The organism is Micropruina sonneratiae (assembly GCF_025972045.1).
Taxonomy (GTDB): Bacteria; Actinomycetota; Actinomycetes; order Propionibacteriales; family Propionibacteriaceae; genus Micropruina; species Micropruina sonneratiae.
Map to the genome: position 1 here is coordinate 928,065 of NZ_JAPDHX010000001.1, position 17,473 is coordinate 945,537.

Annotated in this window: 16 protein-coding genes; 6 read left to right on the top strand and 10 right to left on the bottom strand. The window is 69.5% G+C overall.

Features of this window, described 5'->3' with window-relative positions; translation table 11 throughout:
* Positions 1 to 29 precede the first annotated feature (29 nt).
* Together OIE40_RS04645 and OIE40_RS04650 are read left to right on the top strand one after the other, a co-directional pair.
* On the top strand, positions 30 to 953 hold the full coding sequence (locus OIE40_RS04645) for a bifunctional riboflavin kinase/FAD synthetase (protein WP_264700464.1): 924 nt from the start codon (positions 30 to 32) through the stop codon (positions 951 to 953).
* 134 nt (positions 954 to 1,087) lie between these two features.
* On the top strand, positions 1,088 to 1,588 hold the full coding sequence (locus OIE40_RS04650; protein WP_264700466.1) for a hypothetical protein: 501 nt from the start codon (positions 1,088 to 1,090) through the stop codon (positions 1,586 to 1,588).
* A 32-nt stretch (positions 1,589 to 1,620) separates the two neighbouring features.
* On the opposite strand, the gene OIE40_RS04655 is transcribed toward OIE40_RS04650, so the two are convergent.
* The 4 genes from OIE40_RS04655 to OIE40_RS04670 all read right to left on the bottom strand — a co-directional run bounded on the left by OIE40_RS04655 (position 1,621) and on the right by OIE40_RS04670 (position 5,100).
* The gene (locus OIE40_RS04655; RefSeq protein WP_264700468.1) at positions 1,621 to 2,109 is read right to left on the bottom strand and encodes a GNAT family N-acetyltransferase; all 489 of its coding nucleotides are present in this window, start codon (positions 2,107 to 2,109) and stop codon (positions 1,621 to 1,623) included.
* A gap of 108 nt (positions 2,110 to 2,217) precedes the next feature.
* Entirely contained in the window at positions 2,218 to 3,597 is a 1,380-nt protein-coding gene (locus OIE40_RS04660) for an NAD(P)(+) transhydrogenase (Re/Si-specific) subunit beta (RefSeq protein WP_264700470.1), read from the bottom strand.
* A 5-nt stretch (positions 3,598 to 3,602) separates the two neighbouring features.
* A complete protein-coding gene (locus OIE40_RS04665; RefSeq protein ID WP_264700471.1) occupies positions 3,603 to 3,911 on the bottom strand; it encodes an NAD(P) transhydrogenase subunit alpha part 2 in 309 nt (102 codons plus the stop codon).
* A gap of 4 nt (positions 3,912 to 3,915) precedes the next feature.
* Complete coding sequence (locus OIE40_RS04670) at positions 3,916 to 5,100, bottom strand: NAD(P) transhydrogenase subunit alpha (protein WP_264700473.1); 1,185 nt, start codon at positions 5,098 to 5,100, stop codon at positions 3,916 to 3,918.
* A 173-nt stretch (positions 5,101 to 5,273) separates the two neighbouring features.
* Here OIE40_RS04670 and ahcY point away from each other — a divergent pair, with 173 nt between their 5' ends.
* On the top strand, positions 5,274 to 6,689 hold the full coding sequence (ahcY, locus tag OIE40_RS04675) for an adenosylhomocysteinase (protein WP_264700474.1): 1,416 nt from the start codon (positions 5,274 to 5,276) through the stop codon (positions 6,687 to 6,689).
* A gap of 159 nt (positions 6,690 to 6,848) precedes the next feature.
* Here ahcY and OIE40_RS04680 read toward each other — a convergent pair whose 3' ends face one another.
* The 6 genes from OIE40_RS04680 to OIE40_RS04705 form a co-directional block, all read right to left on the bottom strand.
* Positions 6,849 to 7,250 carry a ribosomal maturation YjgA family protein gene (locus tag OIE40_RS04680; protein ID WP_264700476.1) on the bottom strand — a complete coding sequence of 134 codons (402 nt, stop codon included), beginning with the start codon at positions 7,248 to 7,250 and terminating at the stop codon, positions 6,849 to 6,851.
* Between the two features lie 92 nt (positions 7,251 to 7,342).
* Positions 7,343 to 8,488 carry an ABC transporter ATP-binding protein gene (locus tag OIE40_RS04685; RefSeq protein ID WP_264700478.1) on the bottom strand — a complete coding sequence of 382 codons (1,146 nt, stop codon included), beginning with the start codon at positions 8,486 to 8,488 and terminating at the stop codon, positions 7,343 to 7,345.
* Complete coding sequence (locus tag OIE40_RS04690; protein WP_264700480.1) at positions 8,485 to 10,248, bottom strand: ABC transporter permease; 1,764 nt, start codon at positions 10,246 to 10,248, stop codon at positions 8,485 to 8,487. Before OIE40_RS04690 ends, OIE40_RS04685 begins: the two co-directional genes overlap by 4 nt.
* Before the next feature lie 7 nt (positions 10,249 to 10,255).
* Positions 10,256 to 11,299 carry an ABC transporter substrate-binding protein gene (locus OIE40_RS04695; protein WP_264700482.1) on the bottom strand — a complete coding sequence of 348 codons (1,044 nt, stop codon included), beginning with the start codon at positions 11,297 to 11,299 and terminating at the stop codon, positions 10,256 to 10,258.
* A 161-nt stretch (positions 11,300 to 11,460) separates the two neighbouring features.
* Positions 11,461 to 12,162 (bottom strand): response regulator transcription factor, encoded by a 702-nt coding sequence (locus tag OIE40_RS04700; protein WP_264700484.1) that lies wholly within the window; start codon positions 12,160 to 12,162, stop codon positions 11,461 to 11,463.
* Complete coding sequence (locus OIE40_RS04705) at positions 12,159 to 12,983, bottom strand: sensor histidine kinase (RefSeq protein WP_264700485.1); 825 nt, start codon at positions 12,981 to 12,983, stop codon at positions 12,159 to 12,161. The genes OIE40_RS04700 and OIE40_RS04705 overlap by 4 nt, the downstream gene beginning before the upstream one ends.
* Positions 12,984 to 13,507: 524 nt before the next feature.
* Between OIE40_RS04705 and rpsO the strand changes: the two genes are divergently transcribed.
* The 3 genes from rpsO (at position 13,508) to OIE40_RS04720 (ending at position 17,328) form a co-directional block, all read left to right on the top strand.
* A complete protein-coding gene (gene rpsO / locus OIE40_RS04710) occupies positions 13,508 to 13,771 on the top strand; it encodes a 30S ribosomal protein S15 (RefSeq protein WP_264700488.1) in 264 nt (87 codons plus the stop codon).
* Between the two features lie 262 nt (positions 13,772 to 14,033).
* Entirely contained in the window at positions 14,034 to 16,229 is a 2,196-nt protein-coding gene (locus tag OIE40_RS04715) for a polyribonucleotide nucleotidyltransferase (protein ID WP_264700490.1), read from the top strand.
* Positions 16,230 to 16,377: 148 nt separating this feature from the next.
* The gene (locus OIE40_RS04720) at positions 16,378 to 17,328 is read left to right on the top strand and encodes a ribose-phosphate diphosphokinase (protein ID WP_264700492.1); all 951 of its coding nucleotides are present in this window, start codon (positions 16,378 to 16,380) and stop codon (positions 17,326 to 17,328) included.
* Positions 17,329 to 17,473: the final 145 nt, after the last annotated feature.

Consider the following 17,473-nt stretch of genomic DNA (forward strand, 5'->3'; position numbering starts at 1 on the left):
TTGCGGGGGACGGACTAGGGTGGCTCCTCGTGAGCGGAACCGTGGTCGTGATCGGCAACTTCGACGGCGTCCATCCGGGCCATGTGGAGGTGTTGAGCGAGGCCAGGACCCGGCGTCCGGAGTTGCCGCTGGTGGTGGTCACGTTCTGGCCGCACCCCGTTCGGGTGCTGCGTCCCGAGCAGGCGCCGATGCTGCTGACCGGGCTGGCCGACCGGATCGCGCTTCTCGAGGCCGCCGGGGCCGACCGGGTCGAGGTGATCGACTTCACCCCCGAGTTCGCCCAACTCAGTCCCGAGCAGTTCGTCGACCGGGTGCTGTGGCCGCTCGACCCCGAACTGATCGTGGTGGGCGACAACTTCCGCTTCGGGCACCGCGCCGCGGGCAACGTCGAGACGCTGCGTGAGTTGGGCCGGGGCCGGTTCGAGGTCGAGGGGCTGCGGCTCGTCCGCTACGGCGACGAGGAGACCTGCTCGACGGTGATCAGGGAGGCGCTGGCGCGCGGCGACGTCGCGCACGCCGCCGAGCACCTCGGCCGTGCCTTCCGGTTCACCGGGGTGGTCGCGCACGGCGACCACCGCGGCCGCGAGCTCGGCTACCCGACGGCGAACCTGCCGGTGCCCGACGAGCTGGCGTGTCCCGCCGACGGCGTCTACGCGGGCTGGCTCACCCGGCTCGACGGACGCGACGCGCACGGCCTGCTGCTCGGGGCCGGCAGCGGCGCGCCGCGCTGGCCGGCGGCGATCTCGGTGGGCACGAACCCGACCTTCGACGGCGTCCAGCGCCGGGTCGAGTCCTACGTGCTCGGCCGCACCGACCTGGAGCTGTACGACGCGCCGATCGCGGTGGAGTTCGTGGCGCGGATCCGCGGCATGGTGCGGTTCGACGGTATCGACGCGCTGATCGAGCAGATGGACGACGACGTCCGCCGCACCCACGAGATCCTCGGCGCCTGACCGTCCGCCTTCCGCCGCTCGCCCAACTACCGAGCGCCACCGCCAAGCTTCGCGAGCGCTCGGTAGTTAGGCGAGCCGGGGGGGAGGGGGTGCGGGCTATTGCGCAGCGTCGGGCGGAAGCGCACAGTTGACCCATGGCCTGGCTGGTCGCGCTCCTCGTCGTCACCGCGCTCGTCGCGGTCGCGGTGGTGCTGCCGAAGGGTTCCCGTCGGCAATCAACGGCGCAGGTCGTGCCGGCCGACTACAGCCCCGCCCCGCTCAACACGCTCGGCCTCGCCAGGGGCGATGCCGAGGAACTGTGGGAGGTCGGACGCCGGGTCGAGGAGGAGTTCGGCCTGGCCCCGGTGCAGATCCTGCTGAACCGGCTCGGCAACGTGGTCCGTCGCAACGTTCCGTTGCGCGCCGTGCGTCCGGGCCCGTCGCGGGGGCTGGCGCGGATCTGCTTCGCCGACGGCACCACCCTGCAGGTGCGCGGACGCCAGGCCGGCGACCTGGGCCACCTGGCCGTGACCACCCTCACTCAGAAGGTATGGGTGTCGGACTTCCACGCCGAGCACAGCAACGTGGTGCTCAACCTCGACTGGAACCGCGGCCGGGTCAGCGTGCTGGCCGTCGGCCTCGACCAGGCCGACTGAATTCCCTGGTCAGCCCGGCTTCGGCGACCTCCTCAGAGCAGCCGCAGCGACTTGCGGTAGATCGCGTCCATCTCCTCGCGGGAGTGGGTGTTCCCGAGCCCGTCGACGTACTGGTACGTGGTCAGCTTGTGGTCGCCGGTGGGGGTGTAGTCGAGCGAGATGTACATCGGGATCGCCGCAGCGTTCTGCGGGTCGACCCGCAGGAAGATCTCGTCGAAGCCCAGCTCGATGGCCTGCTGCTCGAGGAACCGGGTCAGTTCCCGCGCCGCGCCCTGGCGACGCGACTCCGGATAGACCCACAGGCTCTTGAGCTCCGGCTGCAGCAGGTTGTCCTCGCGGCAGTCCAGCACGCTGGTACCCAGCTGGGTGTCGCCGCGCAGGGCGATCGCGAAGAAGTAGTTGCCCTGCTGCTGGTGCTCGAAATGGCCCTGCGCATACCGCGCGTTCGGATGCGGCTCCCGGCGTGCCAACGAGGCGAGGTCGTCCTCTGTGCACAGTCGCACCACGATGGGCTCCGTCATAGATTTCCTCCACGGTTCAGGTGTCGTGTCGGTGGCCGCCGGGCCGGATCGAACGACTCATTGTGTCAGACGCTGGCTAGCCTACGACCCCCGCAACCCACGGGAGCCTCAGCCGAGCTCCTTGAGCTGGCCGATCACGTCCCCGACGGCCTGCTGTGCGCTGCCGTACAGCATCGAGGTGTTGTCGGCGTAGAACAGCGCGTTCTCGATCCCGGAGTAGCCGGCGCCGCGGCCTCGCTTGATCACGATGCAGTTGCGGGCCTTGTCGGCGTCCAGGATCGGCATGCCGTAGATCGGCGACGACTTGTCGGTGCGCGCCACCGGGTTCACCACGTCGTTGGCGCCGATCACCAGCGCCACGTCCGACTGCGGGAACTCGGCGTTGATCTCGTCGAGGTCGAAGATCTTCTCGTACGGGACGCCGGCCTCGGCGAGCAGCACGTTCATGTGGCCGGGCATCCGGCCGGCCACCGGGTGGATCGCGAACGACACCTCGACCCCGGCGTCCTCGAGCAGCTTGGCCATCTCCCACACCTTGTGCTGGGCGCCGGCCACGGCCATCCCGTAGCCGGGGATGATGATGACCTTCTCGGAGTAGCGCATCAGCGCGGCCGCGTCGGTGGCCGACATCTCCTTCATGCTGCCCTCGATCGCGCCACCGGCCTGCGCCTCGCCGCTGATCGGGGTGAACAGGACGCCGAGGATGGGCCGGTTCATCGCCTTGGCCATCAGCTGGGTGAGCAGGGTGCCGGAGGCGCCCACGACGATGCCGGCGATGATCAGGGTCGGGTTGCCCAGCACGTAGCCCTCGAAGCCGACCGCGAGGCCGGTGAAGGCGTTCAGCAGCGAGATCACCACCGGCATGTCGGCGCCGCCGATCGGCATCGTCACGATCGCGCCCAGGGCGAGCGACAGGACGAAGAACAGCACCAGCAGCCACGGGTTGGCCGAGCCGGTGCCCATCGACGACAGCACGATCACGACACCGAGCGCGATGGTGAGTAGCGCCAGCACGATGTTGATGAGGTTCTGGGCCGGTAGCCGGATCGCCTTCTTCATCACGCCCTGCAGCTTCAGGAACGCAACCACCGAACCGCTGAACGCGACCGAGCCGATGAGCGAGCCCAGCACCGCCAGGGTGCCCACCACCGGCCCGTGCACCTCGGCGCGGGCGAACTCGACCGCGGCGATCAGGGCTGCGGCACCGCCGCCCATGCCGTTGTAGATGGCGACCATCTGCGGCATGTCGGTCATCTTGACGACGCGTCCGGCCCACCAGGCGACACCGCCGCCCAGCACGATGGCGACCAGGATCAGGGCCAGGTTCTGCATGCCGGGCACCAGGAAGGTGACCAGCGTGGCCAGCACCATGCCGACCCCGGCCCAGGCGATGCCGCTGCGCGCCTTGACCGGCGACGACATCGCCTTCAGGCCGAGGATGAACAGCACGGCGACCAGCAGGTACACCCCGTTGACAAGCCACTCCACGGTGATCAGGCCTCCTGCTCGCCGGCGGGGAGCTTCTTCTTCTTGGGTGCGAACATCGCCAACATCCGTTCCGTCACCACGTAGCCGCCCGCGGCGTTCGCGGCGCCCAGCAGCACCGCCAGGAAGCCGAGCACGATCTCCAGCGGCGTCTCGGCGTGACCGAGCGCGTACATGGCGCCGACCAGCACCACGCCGTGCACGAAGTTCGAGCCGGACATCAGCGGGGTGTGCAGGATCACCGGCACCCGCGAGATCACCTCGTAGCCGACGAATGCGGCCAGCATGAAGATGTACAGGTAGAGCAGGTCGGTCATGGCGTCACGCGTCCCCTCGTCCCGCCTGCGGCTGGTCGCCCGGCGGTTGTTCCGGCGATGGTTGTCCGAGCCCCAGCACCCGTGCCACCAGCGGGCTGGCCACGGCGCCGTCCAGGGTCAGCGCGGTGCCGGCGATCACCTCGTCGGTGAGGTCGATGGCGAGGCTGCCGTCGGTCACCATCGGGGCGGTGAAGTTGTAGAGGTTCTTGGCGAACATCTCCGAGGTGTGCACCGGCATCCGGCTGGGCAGGTTGACCGGTCCGACGATGTGTGCCGGCCCGACCCGGACCTCCGAGCCCGCCACCGTCCCGTACACGTTGCCGCCCTGTTCGGCGGCCATGTCGACGACGACGGCACCGGGCCGCATCGCGTTGACCATCATCTCGCTGACGATCCGGGGGGCCCGCTTGCCGGGCACCGCGGCCGTGGTGATCAGCACGTCGCACTGGGCGATCGCCTTGCCGAGCTTGGCCTCCTGGGCGCCCTTCTCGGCCTCGGTCAACTCACGGGCGTAGCCGCCCTCGCCGACGGCGGCGACCCCGGTGTCGACGAACTTCGCGCCCAGCGACTCGATCTGTTCCCGGGTCTCGGGGCGGACGTCGTAGCCCTCGACGATCGCGCCCAGCCGCTTCGCCGTCGCGATCGCCTGCAGCCCGGCCACCCCGGCCCCGATCACCAGCACCCGGGCCGGGCGGACCGTGCCGGCGGCGTAGGTGAGCATCGGGAAGAACTTCGGGCAGCGGGCGGCGGCGATCAGCGCGCACTGGTAACCGGACGCCGCGCCCTGGCTGGACAGGATGTCCATCGACTGGGCGCGAGAGATGCGCGGCAGGAGCTCCATGGCGAACGAGTCCACACCGCCGGCGGCGAGCGCCCGGACTCGTTCGGCGTCCGCGAAGGGGGCCAGCGTGCCGATCAGGATGGTGCCCCGGCGCAGGGCCGCCAGGGCCTCGGGAGCCGGCGGGCCGATCGTCCACACCACGTCGGAGCCGGCTATCACCTCCTCGGTGGTGGCCGCCCAGGTGACCTCGCCGAGGTCGAACTCGGTGAGGTGGGCGCGGTCGGTGGCTCCGCGCTGGATCAGCAGGGTAGCCCCCAGCGACCGCAGTTTGTTCGCCACGTCCGGCACGATCGGGGTGCGCCGTTCGGCGGGGTCGGCGCTGACCGGTATGCCGAGCACGAAGCCCATGGCTCTCCTTCTGATGGCTGTACGCCCCCCATCCAACCGCGCCGGGGCCGCGCTGTCAGACGAACCCGCCGATGTCCGCAGGACGGACGGTTCCGGCTCGGGACGCGGCCCGCGCGCCGCTGCCCCCGGCGCAGGCGGCGGGGGAGCCGGGCGGGCTGCACTAGGCTGCTGCGGTGGATTATCGCGTCGCTGACCTGAACCTGGCCGACTTCGGGCGGAAAGAGATCGAACTTGCCGAGCACGAGATGCCGGGCCTGATGGCCATGCGGGAGCGGTACGCCGACAGCAAGCCCCTGGCCGGGGCCCGGATCGCCGGTTCGCTGCACATGACCGTGCAGACAGCGGTGCTGATCGAGACCCTGGTGGCGCTGGGGGCCGAGGTGCGCTGGGCGTCCTGCAACATCTTCTCCACCCAGGACCACGCCGCCGCCGCGGTCGTCGTCGGCCCGGACGGCACCCCCGAGGACCCGCAGGGCGTCCCGGTGTTCGCCTGGAAGGGCGAGACGCTGCCCGAGTACTGGGCGTGCACCGAGCAGATCCTGGACTGGGGCGAGCGGCGTCCGAACATGATCCTGGACGACGGCGGCGACGCCACCCTGCTGGTGCACAAGGGCGTCGAGTTCGCCAAGGCCGGTGCGGTGCCGCAGGCGGGCCCGGGTGACTCGGCAGAGTACGCGGTGGTGCTGCAGCAGTTGCGGGCGTCCGCCCTGGACTGGGTGGCGATCTCGAACGAACTGCGCGGCGTCACCGAGGAGACCACGACCGGTGTGCACCGGCTGTACGAGATGGCCAGGCAGGGGTCGCTGCTGTTCCCGGCGATCAACGTCAACGACTCGGTCACCAAGAGCAAGTTCGACAACAAGTACGGCATCCGGCACTCGCTGATCGACGGCATCAACCGCGGCACCGACGTGCTGATCGGCGGCAAGACCGCCGTGGTCTGCGGCTACGGCGACGTCGGCAAGGGTGCCGCGGAGGCGCTGTCGGGCCAGGGCGCCCGGGTGATCGTCACCGAGATCGACCCGATCTGCGCGCTGCAGGCGGCGATGGACGGCTACCAGGTGGCGGTGCTGGACGACGTGCTCGACGTGGCGGACATCATCATCACCTGCACCGGCAACCGCGACGTGGTGAGCGCCGAGCAGATGGCGAAGATGAAGCACCTGGCGATCGTCGGCAACATCGGCCATTTCGACAACGAGATCGACATGGCCGGCCTGGAGTCCTACCCGGGTGTGCAGCGCACGGTCATCAAGCCGCAGGTCGACCGCTGGACGTTCCCCGACGGCCACTCGATCCTGGTGCTCTCGGAGGGCCGGCTGCTGAACCTGGGCAACGCCACCGGGCATCCGTCGTTCGTGATGAGCAACTCATTCACCAACCAGGTGCTGGCCCAGATCGAGCTGTTCACCAAGCCGGAGGAGTACCCGGTCGGGGTGTACGTGCTGCCCAAGGAACTCGACGAAGAGGTGGCCCGGCTGCACCTGGCCGCGCTGGGCGCTCGGCTCACCACCCTCACCCCGGTTCAGGCCGAGTACCTGGGTGTGGAGGCCGCGGGTCCGTTCAAGGCCGCGGCCTATCGCTACTGACCCTACGGGCTCCGGTCGATCGCGTTTCGAGACCAGGGCCCCGCCGGGAGTTTGCCGTTCTCATCAACGGCGACAGCTTTCGCGAACCGTTACTGCTTTCGTGTTACAACGCGAAAGCAGTCGACCGGAGGTGAAAGTAGTGGGCGCTGGTGAGAACGGTCAGCCTTGCGAGCGCCGTCCCAGGGCGGCGTCGATGGACGCCGCCAGCGCGACGGCAGCCACGTAGACGACCAGATCCCGGGCGTCGAAGCCGCTTCCGAACACCAGAGCGGCGGGACGGAAGACCGCCGCCCAGGCGCGGGGCAGCCCGGTGAGCTGAAACACCTCGATCGCGACGCAGAACGTGCCCGCGATCACCGCCACCCGGGCCGGACGCCACCGCGGCAGCAGCGTGACGGCCAGGGCGTAGATCAGCACCGCGTACAGGGCGTCGCCGGCGATGTCGGTGGCCACGCTGCTGGGCAGGGCCAGGTGCACCGCGAGTCCGGCGGCCACCGTGACCACGGACGCCAGGGCAGCGCGCCCACGCCGCCCGGACGCCGGGGTCGCCTCGCCTGCCATGCCGGCCAGGCTAGCCGGGACCGATCCTTCGTCCTCCCGTGCCTGCCCCGGGCTCGATGTCATCTCCGACGGGGCCACCCGTACTGCGAAGCTCACTCGGCAGGCAGCACCCAACCGCGCGAGCGGGGGAAGTCCACCTCGACCACGTCACCGACGGCGAGGATGTCGGAGGGGTCCGGGTCGCTGTCGATCGCCACGATCGGCCCGGCGGCGGTGTCCACCTCGTACTCGACATGCTCGCCGTAGAACACCGAGCGCAGCACCCGGCCGTGGTTGCCCTCGACCGTTTCTGCGCCCGCCGGGGCCTGCACGAGCCGACTGACCTTCACCGACTCAGGGCGCACCAGCACCACGTGGCCGGACGCCGCCGCGACGCCGGGCGCGGCCGGGATGGTCCGCTCGCCGCCCAGCACCTCGACGATCGCGTTGCCGTCCGACGCCGACTGCAGCGTGCACTCCAGGAAGTTCGCCGAACCGATGAAGTCGGCCACGAACACGGTCGCCGGATGCCGGTAGATGTCCTCCGGCGTCCCGATCTGCTCGATCCGGCCGTGGTTCATCACCACGATCCGGTCCGACAGGCTCATCGCCTCATCCTGGTCGTGGGTGACGTACAGGGCCGTGATGCCGAGCCGCTGCTGCAGGCTGCGGATCTCGGTGCGCATCTGCACCCGCAGCTTGGCGTCCAGGTTCGACAGCGGCTCGTCGAACAGCAGCACCTTGGGCCGCATCACCATCGCCCGGGCCAGTGCCACCCGCTGCTGCTGGCCGCCCGACAGCTGGCTGGGTGCCCGATTGACGAACCGGACCAGATCCATCGAGGTCAGCGCGGCCTCGACCTGCTCGGCGATCTCTGCCCTGGGCAGCTTCTTCAGCTTCAGCCCGTAGGCCACGTTGTCGGCGACGCTCATGTGCGGGAACAGGGCGTAGCTCTGGAACACCATCGACATCGGCCGCTTGTCGGGGGTGAGCCGGGTCATGTCGTCGCCGTCGAGGGTGATCTGCCCGGACGTCGGGGTCTCGAAGCCGGCCACCATCCGCAGCGTGGTGGTCTTGCCGCAGCCCGAGGGGCCGAGCAGGGTGACGAACTCACCGGCCTCGGTGTCGAGGTCGATGTGGTCGACGGCCAGGGTGGCCCCTTCGCGGGAGTCGAACTGCTTGACCAGCTGGCGAAGGCTGATCCGGCCGAACTCCGCGGTGGCGTCGGTGCTGGTCAGGGCGGTGTCGGTGGCGGTCACTGGGCTGCTCCTACGGAGTTGCGGCCCGCGGGGTTGCCGCGGACGATCAGGCTGAGAAGACCCATCACAGTGACCACGATGGCCAGCAGCAGGGTGCAGAAGGCGAAGGCGTTGCCGAAGCGTCCGGCGTCCACCTCGGCGAGGATCTGCTTGGTCATGATCCGGGTCTCGGGAGTGGTGATGAAGATGATCGGCGACAGGGTGGTCATCGATCGGGCGAAGGCGTAGATCAACCCGGACAGGAACGCCGGCCGGATCAGCGGCAGGGTGATGGTGCGGAACGTCGTCACGCCGGTCGCTCCCAGCGAGGCGGACGCCTCGTCGATGGAGGGGTCGATCTGGCGCAGCGCCGCGATGCCGGCGCGCTGGCCCGAGGGCAACGATCGGATCGTGTACACCATGACGATCGCGGCCGCGCCGCCGAGGATGGCGGCGCCGCCGCCGAGCGCCGGCAGGAACATCCGGTTGCCGATGATCAGTGGCTGGTTGAACGCGATCGCGTAGCCGATGCCGACGACGGTGCCCGGCACGGCGAGGCCGAGCATGCCGAGGAAGTCCAGCCAGGCCGACCCGTGACGCAGCCGTCGCACCACCAGCCAGGCGATGACCATGCCGAGCAGGCCGGCGATCGGGGTGGCGATCAGGGCCAGCACGGTGGTGTCGATGATGGCCTCGTTGCCGATGCCCGACAGCACGTACCTGAAGTTGTCCAGCGTGAACTCGTTGTTGACGCCGAGGATCTTGACGAAGGCGCCGATCAGCACCGTGGCGTAGATGCCGACGATCACCAGACCGACCAGGCCGGCGAACACCAGCAGCGGGACGCGTCCCGACGGGTTGGTCAGCAGTCTGCGCTGGCCGGCCGGCTTGCCCGTGACGCTGATCGTCGACTTGCGGCTGACCCAGTACTGCTGGATGACGAACACCAGCACGGCGGGCAGCAGCAGGATCAGCGAGTAGGCAGAACCGGCCGCCGTGTCGTACTCGCCGGTGATGGCGATGAACGCCCGGGACGCCAGCACGGTGAAGTCGCCGCCGATGACCAGGGGGTTGGCCAGGTCGGCGATGGCCTCGACGAACAGCAGCAGGAAGGACGCCGCGAAGCCCGGCACCAGCATCGGGATGATGACCTTCCAGAAGGTCTGCCATTTCGAGCCGCCGAGGTTCTCCGAGGCTTCCTCGAGCGCCGGGTCGAGGTTTTCGAGCATGCCCTTGAAGGTCATGTAGGCGACCGGGAAGAACGACAGCACCAGCACCAAAGTCAGCCCGGGCAGGCCGTAGATGTTGGTCTGGGCGCCGAAGATGCCGTAGGTGATGATGCCTCGGCGTCCGAGCAGGGTGATGATCGCGGTGGCCACGGCGAACGGCGGCGACACCACAGGCAGCAGGCAGATCAAGTGGAAGATCTTCTTGCCTCGGAAGTCGACCATCACCTGGATGTAGGCCAGGACGAACCCCAGCAGCGTGCCCAGGGCCCCGACCACGGTGCCCAGGACCAGGGTGTTGGCCACAATGCCGCGGTTCACCGCCGAGGTGAACATCGAGGTGACGACCTCCCAGCCCGACTGGCTGAAGGCCTGGGCGAAGATCATTCCCAGCGGGTAGACGATCATCAACCCCAGCAGCAGCACCACGACGCTCACCACGACCACGGTCGAGACGTCGACCCCGGCCCGGCCCGACGTCCGCCGTCGCTTGGCGGGCGTGGGCAGGGTCGCGGCCGACGGCTCGATCACGGCCGGCACGGTTCCAGCGCTCATCGCAGCGTCATTCCTTCGGCTGGGCGGCGATCTCGGCGTCGAACCGGGCGGTGAGTTCCTTCTTCGCCGCGGCCGCCTTGGCGAAGTCGTAGTCGACCAGCTTGATGTCGGACAGCGTCACCATCCGCGGGTCCGAGGCTGCCTCGGGGTTGGTGTGCACCTGATACGAGCCGACGGTCGGGCCGATGTTCTGCGCCTCGGCGGTCAGCGCCCAGTTCACGTACTGCTTGGCGGCGTCCATGTTCCTGGCGTTCTTGATCACCGCGACCCCGCCGACCTCGTAGCCGGTGCCCTCCTTCGGGAACGACACCTCCAGGTCGGTCATGCCCCGCTCCTTGTACAGCACGCAGTCGTGGCTGAAGACGAGGCCGACGGCGACCTCGCCGCGGCCGGCGACCTGGCCGGGGGCGGTGCCCGACTTGGTGTACTGCAGCACGTTGGAGTGCATCTTCTTCATGTAGTCGAGGCCGGCGTCCTCGCTGCCGAGGCGGGTGACCTGCGTCCACAGGGTGGTGAAGGCGGTGCCCGACGTGGAGGGATGGGCGGTAGAGACCTGCGACTTCAGCTTCGGGTCGAGCAGGTCCTCCCACGAGTCGGGGACGTCGAGGCCCAGCTCGTCCAGCACCTTGGTGTTGCTGCAGAAGCCGAGCGCACCCACGTACACACCGGCCCAGTAGCCGTTCGGGTCCTTGTACTTGTCGGGGATCTTGGCGGCCTCCTCGGGCACGAACTTCTCGATCAGGTCCTGCTCGACGGCGGCACCGAAGCCGTCGGCGGGGCCGCCGTGCCACACGTCGAACTCGGGCGACGCCTTGGCGGCGCCGAGGCGGGCCACGGTCTCACCGGAACTGAGCCGGACGAAGCTGGTCGGAATGCCTGTCTTGGCCTGGAACGCTTTGGTCCACGCGTCACAGACCTCCTCCATGGCGCCGCAGGCGACGGTCAGCTTGTCGCTGCCGCCCTGCTGGCCCTCCTCGACGGCGCAGCCGGCCAGGCCCAGGGAAAGGGCGGCCGCGGCTGCGGCGATCCTGATCGTGCGGGTTCGCTTCATGTGTGTCTCCTTCGTCACCCGGGGCAGCACTGCCCCTCCTCCGGCACCCTAGGGCGGGCCCCAGCCGTGGTCGGTCACGGTTCGGACGCAGATGGTCACCGTTGTGTGACGTTGTGACGAGCCGGGACGCCGTGGCCGGCGGACAGCACCGGCCCGTGACGTCAGCGGGGGACCAGCCGGTAGCCGCGGCCGTGGTCGCTGAGGATGTGCCGGGGGTTGTGCGGATCGTCGCCGAGCTTGCCGCGCAGCCGGTAGACGGCGGTCCGCACGGCGTGTCGCCCGCCGCGCTGGCCGGACGCCTGGCCGAGCGCCCCGCTCAGGTCGGCCCAGCCGACGGTGCGCCCGGGCTGCTCGGCGAGCGTCCACAACAGCTTGAACTCCGACGGCGACAGGTGCAGGTCGCGGCCGCCGCTGAGCGCGCGCGAACGGGCGGCGTCCAGGTGGAGCTCGCCCACGGTGCGTTCGGTGCCGGACGCAGTGGCCGGCCCCGCGGCGGCGCGGCGCAGCACCGCGCCGATCCGCAGCACCAGTTCGCGCGGGCTGAACGGCTTCACCACGTAGTCGTCGGCGCCCGCCTCCAGTCCCCGGACGCGGTCGCCGTCGGCGCCCAGCGCGGTGAGCAGGATGATCGGCAGGTCGGACGCCTCACGCACCCTGCGGCACAGTTCCACGCCCGACATCGGGCCGGGCAGCATCACGTCGAGCACCACCAGCGCCAGCGGTTCGGCGCCCACCAGCTGCCAGGCGCTCTCGGCGTCCGACGCGGTGCGCACCTCGTACCCGGCAGCCTCGAGCGCGAACGTCAGCAACTCGAGCATCCGCGGCTCGTCGTCGACGATCAGGATCCGCCGGCCCACGCTCATGGTGCCTCCACCCCTTCCCGGCCGGCACCGTCGCCGCCGCCGGCCCGTAGTGGCAGGAAGGTGAGAATAGCGGTGCCCTTGGAGCTGATCGTGTCGACCAGGCAGCGGCCGCCGTGCAGTTCGATGATCCGTTTGGTGATCAGCATGCCGAGACCGTGCCCGGTGGCGGACTTGCCCTCCAGCGTGCGCCTGAACAGGTCCCGCTTCTGCTCGCCGGTCATCCCGCCACCGTCGTCGCTGACCACGATCAGGACACCGTCCTCCATCGTGCGGACGCTGACCGTGACGTGCGCGTCGTCGCCAGCGTGCCGCAGCGCGTTGGTGACGAGGTTGATCAGGGCCTGGCGCAGCAGGCCGCTGTCGGCGTACACCCGCGGGGGAGCGCCCCGGGCCGACAGGGTGATCCGGCCCGGGTGCAGCCGTCGCAGGTCGCTCACCACGTCGAACGCCAGCCGGCGGACGTTGACGCTGCTCAGGTGCAGGGTGAACAGCTCGGCGTCGATGCGGGCATCGGCGAGCAGGTCCTCGGCCAGTTGCACCATCTCTCCACTCTTCACCCCGATCGTGTCCACCAGAGCCCGCTGCCGTTGGGTGAGCTCACCGGTGGCGCCGTCCTCGAGAAGTTCGCAGGCGCCGGCGATCAGCGCCAGCGGCGTCCTGACCTCGTGGCTGAGCACGCTCACCCGGTCGGCGCGCTGCTGGGCGAACTCGCGCCAGCGCTGGTTCTCGACGCTGAGCGCGGCGGCCCTGCGGTGCTGGCGCAGCGCGACGACGCAGGCGAGCACGACGGCGAGCGCGAGTGCCGCCGTCGCCCAAGCCATGGGGCCAGTCAACCTCACCGACGCCGGACGGCGGAACTTCCGTGCATGCAGGGCGGGCCCGCTTGAGCGCCGACGGCACGCTTCGGGAGCGACGCTGGTCGTGGCTGAGTTGTGGCGCCGCAGCAGTGCGCGTCACCGGGGAAGGCGTGCCGACCAGTTCCCGGACATCGCTGGCCAAGCCGGGATGACGGTTCCGTGGGGCGCCGCAGGATCCCCGTCATCCCGCCGAACGCCGGGATCTCCGGACCCGAACCGGGCCCAGCCATCGCCTGCGGTGCGTCGTCGATGCGGCGATCCGGCTGGCGCTTCCGGTGTTTGTCGTCCTCGAACTCGCCAGGCCCATCGCCGCTGACCGTGTCGTGACAGCACGGATTTCGGCATCCCCGATGCCTGCGGTAAACTCCGTTGTTGGCGTCAGGACGCCCGCGGACTCGAAAGAGCAGCCCAGCGATCTTCCCAGGAAATCGTGCCAACGGCAGGGTTGCGCCGCGCAACGGGAAACCGAGAGGAGAGCAGCAACCTTCATGGACGCTGATCTGAAGAAGAAGACCATCGAAGAATTCGCCACCAAGCCGGGTGACACGGGTTCGCCGGACGTGCAGATCGCACTGCTCACCCGCCGGATCGCCCACCTGACCGAGCATCTGAAGGTGCACAAGGGCGATCACCACAGCCGTCGTGGGCTGATGCTGCTGGTCGGCCAGCGCCGCCGGTTGCTCAACTACGTCGCCAAGCAGGACGTCGAGCACTACCGCGAACTGATCGCGCGTCTCGGCCTGCGTCGCTGAACTCAGCAGGGGAGTGGCTGGTGCCACTCCCCTGACAGCTTTCCCGGCCGGTTCGGGGTCTCGGAGAATCGAGCCCGGCCCAGCCGGCCGCCACAACTGAACAGATTTCCACCACCGTCCACCGCGCGAGGTCACGTGAATCGTCGGTCCTCGGTAGTGGCTCTCGGGTCGCAAGCCCCGCGGGCCTCGATCGAAGACCGGGTTCAAGCGCCGATGCCGGCCGTTTCGCCGCAGCGGTGGGACAACCCGAAAGGAGGTCCCCGTGGAGGGACCCGATCTGCAGTACACCGAAGCCGTCATCGACAACGGCTCGCACGGTAAGCGCGTCGTCCGTTTCGAGTCGGGCCTGCTGGCCCGCCAGGCGAACGGTTCGGCCAGCGTCTATCTGGACGGCGACACCATGCTGCTGTCCGCCACCACGGCGTCCAACAACCCCCGCGACGGCGTCGACTTCTTCCCGCTGACCGTCGACGTCGAGGAGCGGATGTACGCCGCGGGCCGCATCCCCGGCTCGTTCTTCCGTCGTGAGGGACGCCCCGGCGAGGCCGCCATCCTGGCCTGCCGGCTCACCGACCGTCCGCTGCGCCCCTGCTTCGTGAAGGGCCTGCGCAACGAGATCCAGGTCGTCATCACCGTGATGGCGCTCAACCCCGAGGTGCTCTACGACGTGCTGGCGATCAACGCCGGCTCGGCGTCGACCACGCTCGCCGGCCTGCCGTTCACCGGCCCGGTCGGCGGCGTCCGCGTCGCTCTGATCGGCAACGACTGGGTCGGCTTCCCGACCGTCACCCAGCTCGAGGACGCCACCTTCGACATGGTCGTGGCCGGCCGGGTGCTGCCCGACGGTGACGTGGCCATCATGATGGTCGAGGCCGAGTCGACCGAGCAGACCTGGGATCTGGTCCGCTCCGGCCGCACCGCCCCCACCGAGGAGGTCGTGGCCGCCGGTCTCGAGGCCGCCAAGCCGTTCATCAAGGCGCTGTGCGACGCGCAGTCCGAGCTGGCCGCCAAGCTGCCCAAGACCGTGGAGAGCCTGCCGCTGTTCCTCGACTACCAGACCGACGTCTTCGACGCAGTCGCCGCCGCCGGCACCGAGCGGCTCGGCCAGGTCATGTCGATCGTCGGCAAGCACGAGCGTGAGGTGTCCACCGAGAACCTGCTCGCCGACCTGCACGCCGAGCTCGACGGCCAGTTCGCCGGCCGCGAGAAGGAGATCACCGGCGCCTACCGGGCGCTGACCAAGAAGGTCGTGCGCCGCAAGACGCTGACCGAAGAGGTCCGCATCGACGGCCGCGGGCTGCGCGACATCCGGACACTGTCCGCCGAGGTCGGCGTCCTGCCGCGGGTGCACGGTTCGGCGCTGTTCATGCGCGGCGAGACCCAGATCCTGGGCGTCACCACGCTGAACATGCTCGACATGGAGCAGAAGATCGACTCGCTGGCGCCCGAGACCACCAAGCGCTACATGCACAACTACAACTTCCCGCCCTACTCCACCGGTGAGACCGGCCGGGTCGGGTCGCCGAAGCGGCGTGAGATCGGCCACGGAGCGCTCGCCGAGCGTGCCCTGGTGCCGGTGCTGCCCAAGCGCGAGGAGTTCCCCTACGCGATCCGTCAGGTGTCCGAGGCGCTCGGCTCCAACGGCTCGACGTCGATGGGTTCGGTGTGCGCGTCCACCCTGTCGCTGCTGAACGCGGGCGTCCCGCTGAAGGCGCCGGTCGCCGGCATCGCGATGGGCCTGATGAGCGAGGAGATCGACGGCCAGATGCGCTACGTCGCGCTGACCGACATCCTCGGCGCCGAGGACGCGCTGGGCGACATGGACTTCAAGGTCGCCGGCACCCGTGACTTCGTCACCGCCCTGCAGCTCGACACCAAGCTCGACGGCATCCCCGCCGACGTGCTCGGCTCCGCGCTGCTGCAGGCCCGCGAGGCCCGGCACACCCTGCTCGACGTGATGGGTGAGGCGATCGACGTCCCTGACGAGATGTCGCCGTTCGCGCCGCGGATCATCAGCATCAAGATCCCGGTCGACAAGATCGGTGAGGTCATCGGCCCCAAGGGCAAGATGATCAACCAGATCCAGGACGACACCGGCGCCAACATCTCCATCGAGGACGACGGCACCATCTACATCGGCGCCGACAACGGCGAGTCCGCCGACGCGGCCCGGTCGATGATCAACGCCATCGCCAACCCGACGATGCCCGAGCGGGGCGAGCGCTACCTCGGCACGGTCGTCAAGGTGATGAACTTCGGCGCCTTCGTGTCGTTGCTGCCCGGCAAGGACGGACTGCTGCACGTGACCAAGCTGCGCGCCCTCAACGGCGGCCAGCGGGTCGAGAACGTCGAGGACGTCGTCAGCGTCGGCCAGAAGATCCAGGTCGAGATCTCCGACATCGACGATCGCGGCAAGCTGTCGCTGATCCCGGTGGTCGAGGAGACCGTCGAGGCCTGATCCGCCCGATCACCACGAACCCCCGTCACCTGTGTGGTGGCGGGGGTTCGCTGCGTCCGGCGCCGCCCGGGTCTGTGCGGACGGCCGGGGCGACCAGCCTGCGGCGTCGGCACGGGTCGCGGCTGGGGCTGGGCTAGCATCGCCCAACGTGACCGACGACATCACGGTTTTCTCAGGTTCGGCCCATCGCGAGTTCGCGGACGAGGTGTGCGAGCTGCTCGGCATCGATCTCGCACCCTCGGTCACCACCAGGTTCAGCAACGACTGCCTGCAGGTGCACCTGGACGGCAACTGCCGCAAGCGGGACGTGTTCATCATCCAGCCGCTGGTCCCGCCGGTGCAGGAGAACCTGGTCGAGTTGTTGTTGATGCTGGACGCCGCGCGCGGGGCCTCCGCCGGCCACCTGACCGTTGTGATGCCGCACTACGCCTACGCCCGCAGCGACAAGAAGGACGCCCCGCGGATCTCGATCGGGGCCCGGCTGGTGGCCGACCTGCTGCACAAGGCCGGCGCCCAGCGGGTCGTCACGATGGCGCTGCATTCGCCGCAGGTGCACGGCATGTTCGAGATGCCGGTCGACCACCTGAGCGCCAACCACGTGCTCGCCGAGCACTTCCGCACCAACGGCGACCTGTCGAACGCGGTGGTGGTCTCGCCCGACTTCGGCAACGTCAAGGAGGCCAGCCACTTCGCCCGGCTGCTCGACCTGCCGGTGGCGGCCGGTGCGAAGCGGCGGCTCTCCGACGACCGGGTGGTGATCGACTCGATCGTCGGTGACGTGGCGGGCAAGGACGTCATCGTGCTCGACGACGAGATCGCGACCGCCGGTTCGCTGGTGGAGCTGTTCGACAAGCTGCGCGAGCAGCGGGTCAACTCGATCACCGCCGCCTGTGTGCACGGCCTGTTCACCGGCCCGGCGGTCGAGCGGCTGAACGCGCAGGGCGATCTCAAGGAGATCGTCTGCACCAACACGGTGCCGCCGCGGATGGCCGAGGGGCTGGAGAAGCTCACCGTGCTGTCGGTGGCCCCGCTGTTCGCCGAGGCCGTCCGACGCATCCACAGCGGCGAGTCGATCTCGTCGCTGTTCGATGCGCCCTGACGACCCGCCTCCACACCGACCTACCGCTCGCCCAACTACCGAGCGCTCGCAAAGCTTCGCGAGCGCTCGGTAGTTGGGCGAGCGGCCAAAGGGGGACGGCGGGTGGCGGCCGCTCAGTAGGGTGGGGGATCCAGGTACCCAGGAG

Coding starts and splice junctions, on each gene's coding strand:
- OIE40_RS04650 (WP_264700466.1), top strand. CDS start 1,088: ATGGCCTGGCTGGTCGCGCTCCTCGTCGTCACCGCGCTCGTCGCGGTC.
- OIE40_RS04655 (WP_264700468.1), bottom strand. CDS start 2,109: ATGACGGAGCCCATCGTGGTGCGACTGTGCACAGAGGACGACCTCGCC.
- OIE40_RS04665 (WP_264700471.1), bottom strand. CDS start 3,911: ATGACCGACCTGCTCTACCTGTACATCTTCATGCTGGCCGCATTCGTC.
- OIE40_RS04670 (WP_264700473.1), bottom strand. CDS start 5,100: ATGGGCTTCGTGCTCGGCATACCGGTCAGCGCCGACCCCGCCGAACGG.
- OIE40_RS04680 (WP_264700476.1), bottom strand. CDS start 7,250: ATGGCAGGCGAGGCGACCCCGGCGTCCGGGCGGCGTGGGCGCGCTGCC.
- OIE40_RS04690 (WP_264700480.1), bottom strand. CDS start 10,248: ATGAGCGCTGGAACCGTGCCGGCCGTGATCGAGCCGTCGGCCGCGACC.
- OIE40_RS04695 (WP_264700482.1), bottom strand. CDS start 11,299: ATGAAGCGAACCCGCACGATCAGGATCGCCGCAGCCGCGGCCGCCCTT.
- OIE40_RS04700 (WP_264700484.1), bottom strand. CDS start 12,162: ATGAGCGTGGGCCGGCGGATCCTGATCGTCGACGACGAGCCGCGGATG.
- OIE40_RS04705 (WP_264700485.1), bottom strand. CDS start 12,983: ATGGCTTGGGCGACGGCGGCACTCGCGCTCGCCGTCGTGCTCGCCTGC.
- rpsO (WP_264700488.1), top strand. CDS start 13,508: ATGGACGCTGATCTGAAGAAGAAGACCATCGAAGAATTCGCCACCAAG.